This window comes from Stenotrophomonas sp. STEN018, assembly GCF_056760235.1.
In genome coordinates this window covers 1-17,672 of the sequence record NZ_JBRREK010000018.1, presented here as the reverse complement: position 1 = coordinate 17,672, position 17,672 = coordinate 1, and the positions used below count along the sequence as shown (strand labels likewise).

Sequence of the window (17,672 nt, the reverse complement as noted above, 5' to 3'; positions counted from 1 at the left end):
CACCATGTCCGCTCAAGCTCCCACTGCACCGGCCGCACCTGCGGCTGGTGCAGGGCCGGCCAACGTAGCCCTGTGTACGGCCGGCCTGGCCCTGGCTTCGTTCATGCAGGTGCTGGATACCACCATCGCCAACGTCTCGTTGCCGACCATCGCCGGCAACCTCGGCGCCAGTTCGCAGCAGGCGACCTGGGTGATTACCTCGTTCGCGGTGAGTACCGCGATTGCCTTGCCGCTTACCGGCTGGTTGAGCCGTCGATTCGGCGAGGTCAAATTGTTCATGTGGGCGACGATCGCCTTCTCGATCGCCTCGTTGTTGTGCGGCATCGCCCAGAGCATGGGCATGCTGGTGGTATCGCGCGCGCTGCAGGGTTTTGTAGCCGGGCCGATGTACCCGATCACCCAGTCGCTGCTGGTGTCGATCTACCCCAGAGAGAAACGCGGGCAGGCGTTGGCCTTGCTGGCGATGATCACCGTGGTGGCGCCGATCGCGGGTCCCATCCTTGGTGGTTGGATCACCGACAACTACAGCTGGGAATGGATCTTCCTGATCAACGTACCGCTGGGCGTCATCGCGGCGGCCGTGGTTGGCAGCCAGCTGCGCCATCGTGTGGAAACCACCGAACGGCCGAAGATGGACTATGTCGGCTTGGTCACCCTGGTGATCGGCGTCGGCTGCCTGCAGCTGATGCTGGACCTGGGTAACGAGGAAGACTGGTTCAACTCGACCAAGATCGTGGTGCTAACCTGTATCGCCGCGGTGATGTTGGCGGTGTTCGTGATCTGGGAGCTGACCGACAAGGATCCGATCGTGGATCTGAAGCTGCTGCGGCATCGCAACTTCCGCGCAGGCACCCTGGCGATGATCGTCGGCTATGCCGCGTTCTTCTCAGTGGCGTTGATGATCCCGCAGTGGTTGCAGCGCGACATGGGTTACACCGCGATCTGGGCCGGTCTGGCGACTGCGCCCTTGGGCATCCTGCCGATCATGGTGGCGCCGGTGCTGGGCAAGTTCGGTAATAAGGTGGACATGCGCTATCTGGCGACGATTGCGTTCTTCGTATTGTCGATGACCAGTTTCATGCGCTCTGGCTTCAACCTGCAGGTCAACTTCGAACATGTCGCTGGCGTGCAGTTGTTGATGGGTGTTGGTCTGGCCTTGTTCTTCATGCCGGTGCTGCAGATATTGCTGTCCGACCTTGAGGGCCGCGAGATTGCAGCGGGCTCAGGTCTGGCCACCTTCCTGCGGACCTTGGGCGGCAGCTTCGCGGCATCGTTGACCACCTGGTTGTGGGCGCGTCGCACCCAACAACATCACGCTGATCTGACCGAACATGTGTCGCTGTACGACCCGGGCATGCACGATCAGGTGACAGCGATGGGGCAGGGCGACCTGCAGCATGGCGCAGCGGTGCTCAACGAGATGATCAATCACCAGGCATCGCAGATGGGCTTCAACGACATCTTCCTGCTGCTGGGCTGGGTGTTCCTGTTGATCATCGGCCTGGTGTGGCTGGCCAAGCCGCCGTTTGGTGCAGGCGGTGGTGCAGCGTCTGCAGGCGGGCACTAACCCCGGTTGTTGTAGGAGCGGCGTAAGCCGCGAAGCCGACACCAATGGAACTATAGCGAAGCCCGCAATCCGGTGGATTGCGGGCTTCGCCATTTGTGTAGTGTCGAGCCATGCTCGGCAATGGACTTACCGGTACAGCCCCTGCCGAGCATGGCTCGGCACTACGGTTGGGATTGCCGGTAAAGCTTCTGCCGAGCATGGCTCGGCACTACAAGCTGCAGGCACAAAAAAACCCGCTTTCGCGGGTTGTTTCGTTTGAGTCGTGGTGCCCGGGAGAGGACTCGAACCTCCACGGAGTTGCCCCCGCTAGCACCTGAAGCTAGTGCGTCTACCAATTCCGCCACCCGGGCGACTCAGGAGACGAATTGTGCCGAGTGTGAAGAAAGCTGTCAACGATTTGCGTGAAGAAATTTCACGTCGCTGTAAATCAACTGTAGAGCCGAACCATGCTCGGTAATGGCGTTACCGATAGAGCCTCTGCCGAGCATGGCTCGGCACTACGGGTGGATTGCTGGTAAGGCTTCTGCCGAGCATGGCTCGGCACTACATCAAAAATTGCGGGCACAAAAAAACCCGCTTTCGCGGGTTGTTTCGTTTGAGTCGTGGTGCCCGGGAGAGGACTCGAACCTCCACGGAGTTGCCCCCGCTAGCACCTGAAGCTAGTGCGTCTACCAATTCCGCCACCCGGGCGACTCAGGAGACGAATTGTGCCGAGTGTGAAGAAAGCTGTCAACGATTTGCGTGAAGAAATTTCACGTCGCTGTAAATCAACTGTAGAGCCGAACCATGCTCGGTAATGGCGTTACCGATAGAGCCTCTGCCGAGCATGGCTCGGCACTACGGGTGGATTGCTGGTAAGGCTTCTGCCGAGCATGGCTCGGCACTACATCAAAAATTGCGGGCACAAAAAAACCCGCTTTCGCGGGTTGTTTCGTTTGAGTCGTGGTGCCCGGGAGAGGACTCGAACCTCCACGGAGTTGCCCCCGCTAGCACCTGAAGCTAGTGCGTCTACCAATTCCGCCACCCGGGCGACTCAGGAGCGAGATTATGCAGGACGTTTCCGGTGCCGTCAACAATTTTGTGAAGGGCGGGCAAGCCAGCAGCAATTCCCAAACCCCGGATACGAAAAAACCCGCTTTCGCGGGTTTGATCTTGAAACGTGGTGCCCAGAAGAGGACTCGAACCTCCACGGAGTTGCCCCCGCTAGCACCTGAAGCTAGTGCGTCTACCAATTCCGCCACCTGGGCACTTCAGGCCGCGAATTCTGCAGAGGATGGCGGTCTTTGTCAACGCTTTTTCACAAACATCTGCAGTGATCGTGTGTGCGCCCTGTACACCTAGGTCCATGTACCATGCAGGCTGATGAAAAACAAAAAGACCACTGGGGCCGACAAGGCCCGCAAGTCCGCCACCGGCAGCAAGCCGGGCAAGGCGCCGGGCAAAGCCCCCAAAGCAAAAACCGCCAAGCTGCCGCCATGGATGCCGGAGAGTCTGTCCGCACCTGCGAAGCCCAGCGGCTCCAAGCCCGCCGGCTCCAAGCCAGGCAAGGCTGGCCCGGCCCGTTCCGGCGCGGCCAAGCCCGACAAACGCAAATTCACCGAGGACGCCGCACCGCAGAGTTTCGTGCGTGGCCGTCGCAAGCCGGGTCCGCCGGCTGCGGCCTTCGATGATCCCTATGCATCGCGCGAGGCCGAGCGTTACGCGCAGCCGATTGCCAGCCGCGAGGCCATCCTGCAGCTGCTGGATCGCTGCGAAGGCCCGCAGAACGCCGAGGAAATCGCCGCTGCTTTGGGCCTGACCGAACCGGATCGCGCCGATGCACTGGCCAAGCGCCTCGGCGCGATGGTGCGTGACGGCCAGCTGGTGCAGAACCGCCGTGGCGGTTTCGCGCCGGTCAGCCAGTTGAGTCTGATCCCCGGCGTGGTCATCGCCAATCCGGAAGGCTTCGGCTTCCTGCGCCCGGACGAGGGCGGCGATGACCTGTTCCTGTCGCCGTACGAGATGCGCAAGGTCATGCACGGTGATCGTGCCTTGGCCAACGTCACCGGCATCGACCGCCGTGGCCGCCGCGAGGGCGCCATCGCCCGCGTGCTGGAGCGCGGCGTCAATCGCCTGATCGGCCATTTCAGCGTTGAAGCGGGCATCAGCTATGTGGTGCCGGACGACAAGCGCATCCAGCGCAACATCCAGATCCCGGGCGACCTCACTGGAGGCGCCAAGGACGGGCAGCTGGTGGTCTGCGAACTGACCCATGCGCCGGATTCGCGCCGCCCGCCGATCGGCAAGATCATTGCCGTGCTCGGCGACAAGCTGACCCCGTCGCTGGTGGTGGAAACCGCCATCCACGGCCATGAGCTGCCGTACGAATTCCCGCCGGAAGTGCTGGACGAAGCTACGGCCGTTCCGCTGACGGTGGAAGCGTCGATGATCGGCAAGCGCGTGGATCTGCGCTCGATGCCGCTGGTCACCATCGATGGTGAGGACGCCAAGGACTTCGATGACGCGGTGTATTGCGAGCCGAACCGCGACGGTTTCCGTCTGGTGGTCGCCATTGCCGACGTCTCCAACTACGTGCGTCCTGGTACGCCGCTGGATGACGAAGCGCAGCGCCGCGCGACCTCGGTGTACTTCCCCGGTTTTGTGGTGCCGATGCTGCCGGAGACGCTGTCCAACGGCATCTGCTCGCTGCGGCCGAAGGAAGACCGCATGTGCTTCGTCTGCGACATGCAGATCGGGCGCGATGGCCAGGTCAGCGAGTCGAAGTTCTACGAAGCGGTGATGAATTCACACGCCCGCCTGACCTACACGCAAGTGTGGGCGGCGGTGGGCGAGGACGATGCGGACACCAAGGCCTTCATTGGCCCGTTGCTGCCGCAGATCCAGAACCTGCACCAGCTCTACCGTATCCTGTCCAAGGCGCGTGAGCGCCGTGGCGCCATCGAGTTTGAATCCTCGGAAGTGCGCTTCGTGCTGGACAACCGTGGCGAGGTCACCCAGGCCGGCATGATGGTGCGTAACGACGCCCACAAGCTGATCGAGGAGTGCATGATCGCCGCCAACGTCGAGGCCGCGCGTTACCTGCTGTCCAAGCACGTGCCGGCACCGTTCCGTGTACACGAGCGGCCGCCGGAGTCCAAGTTCGCCGACCTGCTGGAGTTCCTCAAGGAATTCAAGCTGAGTCTGCCGCCGTGGAGCAAGGTGCAGCCGGGTGATTACACCAAGCTGCTGAAAAAGGTACGCGAACGCCCGGATGCTGCCCTGCTGGAGTCGGTGCTGCTGCGCAGCCAGTCGCTGGCGGTGTATTCGCCGGACAACAACGGTCACTTCGGTCTGGCGTTGGAGGCGTATGCGCACTTCACCTCGCCGATCCGTCGCTACCCCGACTTGCTGGTGCACCGTGCCATCAAGTACGCGCTGACTGGCGGTCCGCTCGACAAGTACACCTATACCCCGCGCGAAATGGCGGCCTTGTCGCTGCAGTGCTCCGAGCGTGAGCGTCGTGCCGATGAGGCCGAGCGCGAGGTTGATGAGCGTTTCCGCGCGGCATGGATGGAAAAGCACGTTGGCAGCCAGTTCGATGGCGTGATCAGCGGCGTGACCAGCTTCGGCCTGTTCGTCGAACTGTACGAGTCCAAGGTCAATGGTCTGGTCCACGTGACCCAGTTGCCGCACGACTATTACCAGTTCGACCCGATCCGCAAGACGCTGAGCGGCGACCGTCGTGGCAGTGAATTCCGTCTCGGCGACCGGGTCCGCATCCTGGTACTCAAGGCCAGCATGGAAGAGCGCAAGATCGATTTCCGCCTGGTCGAGGACAAGGACGGCAAGGTAGAGCCGCCGTCACCTGCACCGCAGGCCGAACGCGGCAAGCCAGCCAAACGCACCAAGCAGAAGTATTGATCCGACGCTGCTGCACAGAAGAGAAGGCCGGCGCATTGCGTCGGCCTTCTTTGTTCATGCCCGAACAGCAGGGCGAGCATCAACGGACCGCTCAGCCAAAGATGCCGTACATGGTCTGTTCGACACGACCGCTGGCCAGGTCGATCAGCAAGGCATCGTGGCCATAGCGCACCCACTCAAAGCCGATTGGTGGCGTTTCCAGGTCGAACAGCCAGTAGTCGGCCAAGCGGTATTCCGGCGCAAAGAACGGTGCAGGCAGGATGTCGCCGAAGTACCAGCTGCGGTCCACCCAGCCGCGGGGTGCCCGGTAGGGGCCGATGCTGTAGGTGCGGTGGGCACGGAAGTTGTGGTTGAACTGGCCGCGGTCGATGTTGGGTGGGCGGCGGTCCCAGCCTTGTGGTGGCGAAACCGGACGGTAGGCGCGTGGTGCGCGGAAGGCTTCCGGCGCCCGCCGTTGCATTGACTGGCCTTGGTGGGGCTGCATGCGATGGGGCTCTTCGGCGCTGGCGGCGCCAGCCAAGCTGCCAAGCAGCAGCACGGAGGCCAGTACGATTGGGGTGCGATTGCCGATCATGATCCGTTCTCCTGAAGGAGGAGTGGGCCGTTGCGGGCGGAGTGTCCGTCGGTTGAACTCCAGTGAGCTCAGCGTAGGCGGGGGAGTGTTATCGGCTGCCAAGGATCTGATTAAGAAAGATTAATCTGGTCACGGGCGTCGGCATGGGTTCAGTTTCGAGGCCCTGTGCCGGCAGTTTTCGGCGGGCGTTACTGATGCCGCGTGGCCCGATGGACTACCATTGCGCGTCTTCTATCCCGCACGCCGGTTGCAATGAGCAAGCAGAACCAATGGATCGTCGGCGTCAACGCCGTGGCTTCGTCAATTGAAAAGGACCCGGAAAACGTCCGCGAGGTCCTGATCGAGGCCGGCGCCAAGAACCCCCGCCTCGTTGAAATCGAGGAAGAAGCCCTGCGCAAGGGCATCGACGTACGCAAGGTCAACGCCCAGGCGTTGGGCGGCGTGGCCGGCCAGGTCCGCCACCAGGGCGTGGTCGCGCGCTATGCCGCGCCCAAGCTGTGGGACGAAAACGAGCTCAAGGGCTTGATCGAAGCGGCCGAAGGCAAGGCACTGGTGCTGGTGCTGGACGAGGTGCAGGACCCGCACAACCTTGGCGCCTGCCTGCGCAGCGCGGCTGCCGCTGGCGTCACCGCTGTAGTCATCCCCAAGGACAAGAGCGCCCCGGTCAATGCGACCGTGCGCAAGGTCAGCGCCGGCGCGGCTGACAGCATTCCGGTGGTGTCGGTGACCAACCTGGTCCGTTGCATCAAGGACATGCAGAAGCTGGGCGTATGGGTGTACGGCCTGGCCGGTGAGTCGGACACCACCATCCACAAGCTCGACCTGCGCGGCAACGTGGCGCTGGTGATGGGCGGCGAAGCCGACGGCATGCGCCGCCTGACCCGCGAAACCTGCGACCAGCTGGTGCGCATCCCGATGCCGGGCGACATTGAGAGCCTCAATGTATCCGTGGCGACGGGTGTGGCATTGTTCGAGGCTGTCCGCCAACGCCTGTAAGGAACACCATGCCCCGCACGCCGCATCGTCTTTTCCTCCGATTGACTGTGGCGCTGGCGGGGCTTTGCGTCCTGGGCGCCGCCGCCCAGGACGCACCTCGCGTACGCGCGCGTGAGCTGGGCGTCGCGCCCGGCATCTTCAGCCCCGGCAGCAACAACGCGATTACCGACGTGGCCGGCGTCCGCGTTGGCCAGGTGACGCTGAGTACCGGCAACACGGTGCGCACCGGCGTTACCGCGATCCTGCCGCATCCTGGCAATACCTACCGTTCGCGGGTGCCGGCGGCGCTGCATGTGGGCAACGGCTTCGGCAAATTTGTCGGCAGTACCCAGGTCAATGAATTGGGCGAACTGGAAACCCCGATCCTGCTGACCTGCACGCTATGCGTGTGGAAGGCGGCCGATGCGATGGCCGAGTGGATGCTGGCGCAGCCGGACATGAAGCAGGTGCGTTCGCTCAATGTCGTTGTAGGTGAGACCAACGATGGCGGTCTCAATGACATCCGCGCCCGGCCGGTCACCGCTGATGCGGTGCGTCGGGCATTGGAAAGTGCCAAGAGTGGGCCGGTGCAGGAAGGCAGCGTTGGTGCGGGCACCGGTACGGTGGCATTCGGCTGGAAGGGCGGCATTGGTACGTCATCGCGCAAGCTGCCGGAGAGCCTGGGCGGCTGGACCGTGGGCGTGCTGGTGCAGGCCAACTTCGGCGGCGTGTTGCAGGTGGAAGGTGCGCCGGTTGGGCGCGAGCTGGACCGTTATGCGTTCCAGAATGCAGTAGCTGCGCAGGGCAATGTACGTGGGCTTGCCGATGATCGCGGCGATGGTTCGGTGATCATCGTGGTAGCGACCGATGCGCCGTTGTCGGATCGCAACCTGCGGCGCTTGGCCTCGCGCGGGATGATGGGTTTGGGGCGTACTGGTAGTTCGGCATCCAACGGCAGCGGCGACTATGTGCTGGCGTTTTCGACGGCCGAATCGGTGCGGCGTGGGTTTGATGCGGCGCAGTTGCACACTACCGAGCTGGCAAACGAGCAGATGAGCGCGGTGTTCCAGGCCAGCGTGGATGCGGTGGAGGAGTCGGTCTACAACGCCTTGTTCATGGCGACCACGGTCAGTGGCAACGGGCAGACGGTTGAGGCGATTCCGCTGGACAAGGTGCGGGAGGTTCTGCAGCGGCATGGGGTTGCGCCGCCGGAGCGTTAGGTAACGCGGGGCGTTGCAGATTGCGGCAAAGCTGGACGAAGTCCCTTCTCCCGCGAGCGGGAGAAGGTGGTGCGAAGCACCGGATGAGGGGAGCTTTTGACTTTGCTTGAGGCTGTTTCTTTTCCCGCATGCGGGAAAAGGTGTCTCAAGAACCTGCCCTGCGAAGGCGGGGGAGTGCGAAAGGCGGAAGTGCGCGTTGCTCTGCTTTTTCTTGCCAGGAGCTTCCCCTCACCCCAACCCCCGCTCCGCGCCCCGGCCCTCGCGTCGCCGCGAGGGCGCTCCAAGAGTCGCGAACCAATGGTTCGCAAGCGCCTCTTTTCGCCCCACAAACGGGAGAGGGGCTTGAGCAGCTTCACTGCGGCTGTTGGGCCCCACCACCCAACGCCTTGTAAAGCGTCACATCGTTCACCAGCTGGCTGCGCTTGGTCTGCGCCAGCGACAGCTCTGCATTGCGACGGGTCTGCTCCGCTTCCAGCCATGTACGCAGATCCGTAGCACCAGCGCGATAACGCACCTCATACAAACGCGCGATCTCCACCGCCTCGTCATGCGAAGCCTGCGCCGCAGCCACCTGCTCAGCCAGGCGCATGCGCGCGGACAAGGCGTTATCCGCTTCCGACAGTGCGGTATACAGCGTGCGGCGGAAATCATTGGCGGCGATCTGGTAGGAAAGATCCGCTGACTTGATATCCAGTTGCATCTGCCGGAACTTCAAAAACGGCAGGCTCAAGCCCGCGCCCAAGGTCGCCACCGGATTGGTCAGCACATCACCCAGCGAAGTGGCAGAACTGCCTGCCGAGCCACTCAAGCTCAAGCTGGGGTAATAGCTGGTAGCCGTCACCTTGATGCTCTTCAACGACTGCCGCAGGCGCAGCTCGGCAGCGCGCAGGTCCGGTCGGCGTGCCAGCAACTCGGCTGGCATGCCTTCGACCAAGGACGGGCTCTGCGCGACATCCAGGTTCTGCGGTTCGTTCTCCAGCGGCCACGGTTGGCCATCGAGCAGCACCGTCAGTGCATTGCGGGTTTCCACCCGCTGCTGTTCCAACTGTGATTGCGCAGCCTTCTGGCTTTCGATGTTCTGCTGCGCCTGACGCACTTCCAGCCGCGATACACCGCCGGCATCGAACTGGGTCTGCACCAGCGATGCAGTGCGCTGCAGGCGCTCAAGATTGGCCTGGCCGGTAGCGATGGCTTGGTTGAGGTAACCCAACTGCCAGTACAACTCGGTGCTTTGACCGACTAGGCTCAGCGCCGTGCTCTGCAGATCCTGCGCGGTGGCCTGCGCTTCCCATCGGGCGATATCGCGCTGACCACGCAGCTTGCCCCACAGGTCCAGCTCCCAGCCCAGCGATACGCTTGCGCTGTTGTTGCGTGACCAGTCATCGCTGCTGTCGATGCTGCGGCTGCCACTGGCGCTGACCGAGCCGTTTGCCTGCGGCCACAGGTCGGCGCTGGCCAGTCCGGCTTGGGCGCGGGCGCGTTCGAGCTTCAAGCCAGCCGAGGTCATGTCGGTATTGCTGGCCAGCACGCGCTCGATCAGCTGGTCCAGGTTCGGATCGGCGAAGCCCTGCCACCAGGCATCGGCATGTACATCGGTAACCGGTGCGGTCACTTCATGCGCGACGCCTTGCACCGGTGCATTGGCAGCGGCATCGCCACGTCCGTAGACGTTGGGCACGCGCAGGTCGGCGGCAGGATCGGCGCTGGGTGTGGTGGCGCAGCCGACCAGTGCAGCAGTCAAGGCGGCGGAGAGCAGTACGGGACGCAGTGATTTCATGGTCATCTTCATTCGCGGGCCAAGGCCTCGACCGGGTCGAGCTGAGCGGCATTGCGGGCCGGCAGGAAGCCGAACGCCACGCCGATCAGGGTCGAGCAGGCGAAGGCGGCAACGATCGAGCCGGTGGAGAACAGCAGGGTGAAGCTGGCACCGAAGGTCTGGAAGGCCCAGCCGATGGATAGCGCCAACGCGATGCCGAGCACGCCGCCAAGCAGGCAGACCAGTACCGCTTCGATCAGGAACTGTTGGCGGATGTCGCTTTGCCGCGCCCCCACTGCCATGCGCACGCCGATCTCGCGGGTACGCTCGGTCACCGATACCAGCATGATGTTCATCACGCCGATGCCGCCAACCACCAAGGCAATCGCGGCGATCGCGCCGATCAGCAAGGTCATGGTCTTGGTGGTGGACTCGATGGTCTCGCGGATCTCGGCAGTGTTGCTTAGGAAGAAATCCTCGGTGCCGTGGCGCAAGGTCAGCAGTTTGGTGATGGCTGATTGCGCCGCATCCATCGGCGTGTCGTCCTTGACCCGCAAGGTGATGCTGCTCAGGTAGGTCTGCCCCAGCATGCGCGCCATCACCGTGGTGTAGGGCACCCAGACGCTGAGATTGGTGCTGCCACCAAAGCCCATCGACTGGCGCTTGGCCACACCGATCACCCGCGCCGGCACATTGCCCAACAGCACCACCTTGCCGAGCGGATCATCACTGCCGAACAGCTGGCTGCGGGTGTTCTCGTCGATCACCACCACCTGGGCCAAGCCTTTTACTTCACTTTCATCGAAGTAGCGACCGCTGACCAAGGTCATGCCCTTGACCCGGAAGTACTGATCGCCAATACCTGCAACCTGCGCCGAGGCAGCCTTGTTGCCGACTCGCGCGGTCACCGAGCTGGATACGCTGGGGGTGACGCTGTCGATATAGCTCTGCGTGGCCAGTGCCTCGGCATCGCTGCTTTTCAGGGTCTGCACGCGACCGGAGCGCATGTCACCGAAGCCACGACCCGGATACACGTCGATGGTATTGGTGCCCAACGAAGAGATGTTCTGCAGAATCTGCTGCTGCGAGCCATTGCCCATCGCCACCACCGAAACCACCGAGGCGATGCCAATGATGATGCCGAGCATGGTCAGGAAGGTGCGCAGGCGGTGCGCGTTCATTGCCAGCAAGGCCATGCGGAAGGCTTCGATGAAGCGATCACGTGCGGCCTGGAAAGCACTGCCGCCGGTGCGCACCGGGGCAGGGCGTTGCTGTTTCTGCAGTGCCGGCACCTTGTCGTTGCGGCGGTCGGCGACGATCACGCCATCGTGGATCTCGATGATGCGCTGGGCGTGTTCGGCCACATGCATGTCGTGGGTGACGATGATGATGGTCTGGCCTTCGGCATGCAGTTCGCCGAGGATGTTCATCACTTCTTCGCCCGAAGCGCTGTCCAGCGCGCCGGTAGGCTCGTCGGCCAGGATCACCTCGCCACCGTTCATCAGCGCACGCGCGATGGAGACACGCTGCTGCTGGCCGCCGGAAAGCTGGCCCGGCTTGTGACCCATGCGGTCGCTCAAACCCAAGCGCGCCAGCAAGGCTTCGGCACGCTCACGGCGCGCATCGTGCGGCGTACCCGCATAGATCGCCGGCACCTCCACATTGCCACGCGCGTCGAGGTCACCCAGCAGGTGATAGCGCTGGAAGATGAAACCGAAATGTTCGCGCCGCAGTTCGGCCAGCTCATCGGGTTGCATGCGCCCGGTTTCGCGCCCGGCCACTTTGTAGGAACCCACGGTGGGGCGGTCCAGGCAGCCAAGGATGTTCATCAGCGTCGACTTGCCCGAACCGGACTGGCCAACAATGGCGACCATCTCGCCGGCATGGATGTCGAGATTGACGTCCTTGAGCACGGCGATCGTTTCCTCGCCGGCTGGGAACTCGCGACGCAGATCGCGTAGTTGCAGTAGTGGTTGGCTCATCGGCGCGGACCGCCCATCATCGGCGCCATCGGGCTGCGCTGGTTGCTGCGCGCGCCGGCCTTGTCGGCGTCGGTCACTTCGCCGACCACGACCAGCTCGCCCTCGGTCAAGCCTTCCAGTACTTCGACATTGGAGCCGTTGTTGAGGCCGACCTTGATCGTGCGCGGCTCCGGTTGACCGTCCTTGTTGACCACCCGCACCACGTAGCTGTTGCTCTTGGCCAGTGCAGCGGCATCCGGCTGGCGACGTTGCTGGCGCTGACCTTCCTGCTTGCTGCGGGCGGCGCGCTGCTCACCATTGGCGGCACTCGCGCCGGGGCCGCGACCACCTTCCGGTACCTTGGGGCCGAGCGCGACGGTGGGAATCAACAGCGCATCCTTGGCCTGGGCCAACATCACCGAGACCTGCGCGGTCATGTCGATGCGCAGGGTGCCGTCCGGGTTTTCAACGTCGAACAGTGCGTTGTAGTACACGGCGGTGCTGGAGCTGGACGAGGACGAGCTGCTGGAGCTGGTGCTGTCGGTGCTGATCGAGGCCGGTGCCGGGTTCACCGTGCGCAGCGTGGCCTGGTACTTGTGGTCAGGGTTGCCGAGGATGGTGAAGTACACCGGCATGCCGGGTTTGACCTTGACCACGTCGGCTTCGGAGATCTCGGCATTCACCGTGACCAGATCCAGCCGCGCCAGTTTGACGATGGTCGGCGCCGACTGGTTGGCGTTGACGGTGCGGCCTTCTTCTGCGACCACCGCGACCACGGTGCCATCGATGGGCGCGGTGATGCGGGTATAACCGAGGTTGGCCTGGGCGGTGCCGAGCTCGGTTTCGCGCTGACGGATCTGTGCATCGAGTGCGCGGATCTGTGCACGTGTGCTGGCCAGATTGGCTTCGGCCGACTCGTAGTCGGCGCGCGAGGTGGCTTCGGCGGCCAGCATTTCCTTCTGGCGGGCAAAGGCCAGCTCCGATTCCTTCAGCGACGCGGTCTGTACTGCACGCTGGGCACGGATGTTTTCCAGTGCCGCTTCGGCGTTCTTCAGGCTGTTCTCCTGGGTGACCGAGTCGATCTCGGCGATCAGGTCGCCTTGCTTGACCACATCGCCCAGTTGCACCTTCAGCACCTTGATCTGGCCGGAGGCCTGCGCGCCGACGCTGACCAGCTTGTAGGCATCGATCACGCCGGTGGCATCGACGGTCTGTTCCAGGTCGCCACGGCTGACCGGCGAGGTGGCCATCGAAGGGGCAGCGGGCTTGCGCGTGGCCCAGAACACGCCGCCGGCGATCAGGGCGACGATGGCAGCGGCAAGCAGGATGCGGTTGCGGCGGGAGGAGGGCAGCAGCTTCACGGTGATCAGGCACTCAGGCTGGGCCGCAGCGTGCGGCGTTGAAGCCAGTGTGGTCAGCGCCCTGTTCAGCCTCAAGGCACAGTATGTGTCGGCGTGTATCAGGTTCAGCCAGCCATGTATCGGCGTGTATCAAGTGCAGGTGTTGATACACGCTGATACGTATGCGGGCGCGCACGACGATCCGCTAGCATGGATCATTGCCCCATGACGGACATACAGACCTTGCACCGCTTGTTGGTGGTAGACGACGACAGTGACATCCGCAGCCTGCTGGCCGAGCAATTGGGCCGGGCGGGCTATGCCGTGAGCACGGCGGCCGATGGCAACGAGATGCGCCAGGTGCTGGCGCGCGAGCACATCGACCTGATCGTGCTGGACTTGAACCTGCCGCGCGAAGACGGCCTGGCGCTATGCCGCGAGCTGCGCGTGCGTTCGACCACGCCGGTGATCATGCTGACCGCGCGCAGCGAGCCGATCGATCGCGTGCTGGGATTGGAAATGGGCGCTGATGATTATCTGGCCAAGCCATTCGAGCCACGCGAGCTGTTGGCGCGCATCCGCAACGTGCTGCGCCGGACCGAGGCCTTGCCGACCAACATGGAGCCGTTGGCGATGCGCCGGGCGGTGTTCTCCGGCTGGATATTCGATCTGGAACAACGTCACCTGATTGATCCGGCCAAGCGCGTGGTGATGCTCTCGGGGGCCGAGTTCCGTCTGCTGCGGGTGCTGGTGGCGCATGCCAACAAGGTGTTGACGCGCGAGCAGCTGGTGTCGCTGAGCAGCGGCCGTAACTACGAATCGCAGGATCGCGCCATCGATCTACAGATCAGCCGCCTGCGGCAGAAGCTGGGCGATGGCGGTACCGATGGTCTGATCAAGACCGTGCGCAACGAGGGTTATGTATTCGCCAGCGCGGTGACGCTGGAATGAAGCGCTTGCGCTTGTTCTTGTCGTCAATGGCCGGGCGGCTGTTCGTCATCCTGCTGGTTGGCATGATGGTGGCAGCGATAGGCGCGACGCTGCTGGCCGAGAGCCGTCGCCAGCAGGAGTTCGAGCGGCAGAACCTTGCCCGTATCGCCGACCGCCTGCAGGGCTTCGTCAATCTGCTGGACGGCAACCCGGAGCTGCGCAGCCGTTTGTTGGCCGTGGGTGGACCCAATGTGCGCGAGGTGAAGGGCGATTTCCGCGTTGGCGATGTAGATGAGGCCTTGATGGCGGTGCTGGCCGCACGCGGTGGTGCGGTCGCCAATGCGCAGGTGCGCGCGACCAGTTTCCGGTCCTGCATGCCGCCGCTGCCGGAATTCCTGCCGCCGCCAGGGCGCGGTCAGCGGTCCACGCACACGCGTGAGCGCGATACCGCGTTCACCCCGCCACGTTGCCGTTTGGTGGAACTGAAGCTCAGTGATGGCACGCCCTTGCGTCTGGCGCTGGAATACCCGGCAGTGGCAAGGCACAGCGGGTCGGCGTTTGATCCGTGGTTCCTGTCGTTGTTGGCATTGGCGATCGGTCTGCTGGCGTATGTGGTTGCGCGCATCGCCAGCTCGCCCCTGCAGCGTTTGGCAAACCACGCCACCGAGCTCGGTCACGACCTGCAGCGTGAACCATTGCCGGTCAGCGGACCGTTGGAAGTGCAACGTGCTGCCGAAGCCTTCAATGCGATGCAGAAGCGTCTGCAGCGGCACTTGAGTGAGCGTACGCAGATGTTGGCGGCAATCACCCATGACCTGCAGACGCCATCGACGCGGTTGCGACTGCGGCTGGAAAACGTGCAGGACGAGCAGTTGCGCGAGCGTCTGGTCGGCGACCTCGCCGCGATGCAGGCCTTGATTCGTGAAGGACTGGAACTGGCTCGTAGCGCCGAGAGCGCCGAGCAACGTGCTGCGCTGGATCTGGACTCGCTGCTGGAAAGCGTGGTCGAGGACGCCGCCGAATCCGGTCATGACGCAGTGCTGGAGCAGGACAGTGGGACGGTGCTGATGCTGCGCCCGCTGGCGATGCGGCGCTTGTTCTCCAACCTGGTCGACAACGCGGTGAAGTACGGCCGCGCCGCGCATGTCAGCGCACGCCACGATGGTGATGCGGTGGAGGTAATCGTGCGTGACAACGGACCGGGCCTTGCCGAGGATGAGCTGGAAGCGGTATTCACCCCGTTCCTGCGCTTGGAGACCTCGCGCTCACGCGAGACCGGTGGTGCCGGCCTTGGCCTGACCATCGCCCGAGCGCTGGCCGAAAAGGACGGTGCCACTCTTACCCTGCGCAATCATGCAGAAGGCGGCTTGGAAGCCATCGTGCGTTGGGATGCACCGCAGTGGCCAACAAACGGCTAGCAACGGTGGACTTTTGTGGGAGCGGCGTCAGCCGCGAAGTCACAGATGCATCCGGCACAAGCGAAGGCAAACCATCATTGGAATGTCGAGCGCATGGAGCCATTACCGGAATCTGGCAGATAACCAGCTTCGCGGCTGACGCCGCTCCCACAACAGCGGGGGCGGCTCCTGCGTCTTGACCTCTGCAGGCCTTCACACCGCCAATCACACTCCGGCGAAAATCCCTGCAGCCAACCCTCACACAACCCTACAACAAGGTCCCTGTTTGCTAGTATCCCAACACCAGCTTGGGGCAAGAACGATGGCAGCAGAGAATAATCCGGTAAGCCGATCGAGCGTGGGGATGCGCGCGATCTGGGGCAGGGCCAAGGTCTTTGCAGATCGAAGTCTGTCAGCACTGATCGTGCTGGCTGGAGTTGCTGCGGTACCTGCCTGGGCGCAGGGCGGAATGGATCGTTCCTCGCAATCGCTGGCAGTACTGTCGCTTCCTGGCCTGCTTGCCGGCGTATGCCTGTTGTTGACCGCAGCCGTGCTGTGGTTGGCACTACAGCTCAAGCAACAACGGGGGCACGCCCAGCAGTTGGCGGCACAGGAACACGCTCGATCAGATCAGCTGCACCAACAGAACGCCCGTCTGGAAGCGGCCTTGCTGGAAAAAGCGCAGCTTGAACACCGGCTGCGCGAGCAGGCCGAAGCATTCGAACGGCTGGCCAATGAAGATGATCTCAGTGGGCTGCCAAACCGTCGTGCGTTTGACGACGTGCTTGCACGCGATATGGCAGCAGCACGGCGCACCGGTCGCTCGCTGAGCCTGGTGGTGCTGAGCATCGATCACCTCAAGCAGATCAATGCCGAGTGGTCGCGTGCGGTTGGCGATCTGGTGTTGTGTGAAGTAGGTGATCTGATGCGGCGCAGCCTGCGTGCTTCCGATATGCCGGCACGGCTGGGCAACAAGGAGTTTGCGGTGTTGTTGAGCGACACGGCGCTGCCGGAGGCCGAGATCGCCTGTCAAAGGCTGCAACGCCTGTTCGGACAGTATGTCGAATGGGGCGGGCACGAGGCCGGCGACATCAAGGTGAGTTTCAGTGCCGGCGTAGTGCAGCTGGGTGAAGACGACCAGGCGCCGGTGCTGTTCTACCAGCGCGCAAAGAACGCGCTGGCGCAGGCCAAGAAAGAAGGCCGCGCGCGGACCTGCGCGGCCTGAAAGTGGTGCGGATCAGTGGCCGGGCGCGGTCGGCCAGGCGTTGACGATTTTGCAGAACAGGCGCGCAGTCTGCTCGGTGTCGTACACCGCGCTATGCGCTTCACTGGCGTCCCATTCAAAGCCAGCCGCCTGCACTGAGCGGGCAAGTACGGTCTGCCCATAGGCCACGCCTGCCAGCGTCACTGTGTCGAATACGCTGAAGGGATGGAAGGGGTTGCGCTTGTGGCCGCTGCGGGCAACGGTAGCGTTGACGAAGTTCAGGTCGAAATGGGCGTTATGGCCGACCAGGATCGCGCGCTGGCAGTTGTACTTCTTCATTGCCGCGCGGATCGGCGCGAACACATGTTCCAGCGCGTCGCGCTCAGGCTTGGCCAGGCGGAACGGATGGTCGAGCACAATGCCGGTGATTTCCAGCGACTTGGGGTCGATTTCGGTGCCTTCGGCCGGGATCACATGTGCACTGGCGGTCTGGCCCGGGTAGAGCTGACCGTTCTCGTCCATCTCCACCGGCACGGCAGCAATCTCGAGCAGGGCATGGCGATTACAGTCAAAGCCGCCCGTTTCCACGTCCACCACAACCGGCAGGAAGCCACGGAAGCGTTGCGCCATCGGCGTGAAAGCAGGGCGGGGGACCGAGGGTTCAGCAAATTCGTTCATCGCAATAGGGTAGCAGAGCAGGTCAAGTGGCCGTGTCAGCAAGGGGGCTTTACCGATGTAGTGCCGAGCCAAAAGACGCAATGGGGGTTTAACGGAGTGCCAAATCCCCCAAAATCGCCGCGGCACAAGGCCATGAACCCGATAAACCAAAAAGCCCAACCCATCCCCCA

At 63.2% G+C, this 17,672-nt stretch carries 12 protein-coding genes and 4 tRNA genes; 7 read left to right on the top strand and 9 right to left on the bottom strand.

The annotated features are described in order from the left end of the window. Window positions 1–4: 4 nt before the first annotated feature. A complete protein-coding gene (locus tag ACVOMB_RS08930; RefSeq protein ID WP_481530838.1) occupies window positions 5–1,567 on the top strand; it encodes a DHA2 family efflux MFS transporter permease subunit in 1,563 nt (520 codons plus the stop codon). A gap of 263 nt (window positions 1,568–1,830) precedes the next feature. Here ACVOMB_RS08930 and ACVOMB_RS08925 read toward each other — a convergent pair. From ACVOMB_RS08925 to ACVOMB_RS08910, 4 genes are all read right to left on the bottom strand, one after another. Next, a tRNA-Leu gene (locus tag ACVOMB_RS08925) sits at window positions 1,831–1,917 on the bottom strand. A 253-nt stretch (window positions 1,918–2,170) separates the two neighbouring features. Next, window positions 2,171–2,257: transfer RNA gene (locus ACVOMB_RS08920), tRNA-Leu, on the bottom strand. A 253-nt stretch (window positions 2,258–2,510) separates the two neighbouring features. After that, window positions 2,511–2,597, bottom strand: a tRNA-Leu gene (locus ACVOMB_RS08915). Between the two features lie 130 nt (window positions 2,598–2,727). After that, window positions 2,728–2,814 (bottom strand) — tRNA-Leu (locus ACVOMB_RS08910). 115 nt (window positions 2,815–2,929) lie between these two features. On the opposite strand from ACVOMB_RS08910, the gene rnr reads away from it, so the two are divergent. After that, window positions 2,930–5,467 (top strand): ribonuclease R, encoded by a 2,538-nt coding sequence (gene rnr, locus ACVOMB_RS08905; RefSeq protein WP_481530837.1) that lies wholly within the window; start codon window positions 2,930–2,932, stop codon window positions 5,465–5,467. Window positions 5,468–5,558: 91 nt separating this feature from the next. Here the strand turns inward: rnr and ACVOMB_RS08900 are convergent, their stop codons facing one another. Further along, window positions 5,559–6,041 carry an RcnB family protein gene (locus ACVOMB_RS08900; RefSeq protein ID WP_481530836.1) on the bottom strand — a complete coding sequence of 161 codons (483 nt, stop codon included), beginning with the start codon at window positions 6,039–6,041 and terminating at the stop codon, window positions 5,559–5,561. Window positions 6,042–6,293: 252 nt separating this feature from the next. Between ACVOMB_RS08900 and rlmB the strand changes: the two genes are divergently transcribed. Further along, complete coding sequence (gene rlmB, locus ACVOMB_RS08895) at window positions 6,294–7,037, top strand: 23S rRNA (guanosine(2251)-2'-O)-methyltransferase RlmB (protein ID WP_346499637.1); 744 nt, start codon at window positions 6,294–6,296, stop codon at window positions 7,035–7,037. Window positions 7,038–7,045: 8 nt separating this feature from the next. Then, window positions 7,046–8,236 carry a DmpA family aminopeptidase gene (locus tag ACVOMB_RS08890; protein ID WP_481530835.1) on the top strand — a complete coding sequence of 397 codons (1,191 nt, stop codon included), beginning with the start codon at window positions 7,046–7,048 and terminating at the stop codon, window positions 8,234–8,236. 352 nt (window positions 8,237–8,588) lie between these two features. Here ACVOMB_RS08890 and ACVOMB_RS08885 read toward each other — a convergent pair whose 3' ends face one another. Genes ACVOMB_RS08885 through ACVOMB_RS08875 form a run of 3 tightly spaced genes read right to left on the bottom strand, consistent with a single transcriptional unit; the run spans window position 8,589 to window position 13,320 of the window. Next, window positions 8,589–10,013: an efflux transporter outer membrane subunit gene (locus ACVOMB_RS08885; RefSeq protein WP_481530834.1), complete on the bottom strand. Its 1,425-nt coding sequence runs from the start codon at window positions 10,011–10,013 to the stop codon at window positions 8,589–8,591. Window positions 10,014–10,021: 8 nt separating this feature from the next. Then, entirely contained in the window at window positions 10,022–11,974 is a 1,953-nt protein-coding gene (locus tag ACVOMB_RS08880; RefSeq protein ID WP_481530833.1) for a MacB family efflux pump subunit, read from the bottom strand. Then, complete coding sequence (locus tag ACVOMB_RS08875) at window positions 11,971–13,320, bottom strand: efflux RND transporter periplasmic adaptor subunit (protein WP_481530888.1); 1,350 nt, start codon at window positions 13,318–13,320, stop codon at window positions 11,971–11,973. The genes ACVOMB_RS08880 and ACVOMB_RS08875 overlap by 4 nt, the downstream gene beginning before the upstream one ends. A gap of 198 nt (window positions 13,321–13,518) precedes the next feature. On the opposite strand from ACVOMB_RS08875, the gene ACVOMB_RS08870 reads away from it, so the two are divergent. The 3 genes from ACVOMB_RS08870 (at window position 13,519) to ACVOMB_RS08860 (ending at window position 16,845) form a co-directional block, all read left to right on the top strand. Beyond that, window positions 13,519–14,244: a response regulator gene (locus ACVOMB_RS08870; RefSeq protein ID WP_481530832.1), complete on the top strand. Its 726-nt coding sequence runs from the start codon at window positions 13,519–13,521 to the stop codon at window positions 14,242–14,244. Continuing rightward, window positions 14,241–15,641: an ATP-binding protein gene (locus tag ACVOMB_RS08865; protein ID WP_481530831.1), complete on the top strand. Its 1,401-nt coding sequence runs from the start codon at window positions 14,241–14,243 to the stop codon at window positions 15,639–15,641. The genes ACVOMB_RS08870 and ACVOMB_RS08865 overlap by 4 nt, the downstream gene beginning before the upstream one ends. A 343-nt stretch (window positions 15,642–15,984) precedes the next feature. Beyond that, window positions 15,985–16,845, top strand: a complete 861-nt coding sequence (locus ACVOMB_RS08860; protein WP_481530830.1) for a GGDEF domain-containing protein — start codon at window positions 15,985–15,987, stop codon at window positions 16,843–16,845. Between the two features lie 12 nt (window positions 16,846–16,857). Here ACVOMB_RS08860 and rnt read toward each other — a convergent pair whose 3' ends face one another. Next, window positions 16,858–17,502 (bottom strand): ribonuclease T, encoded by a 645-nt coding sequence (gene rnt, locus ACVOMB_RS08855; RefSeq protein WP_481530829.1) that lies wholly within the window; start codon window positions 17,500–17,502, stop codon window positions 16,858–16,860. Between the last annotated feature and the right edge of the window lie 170 nt (window positions 17,503–17,672).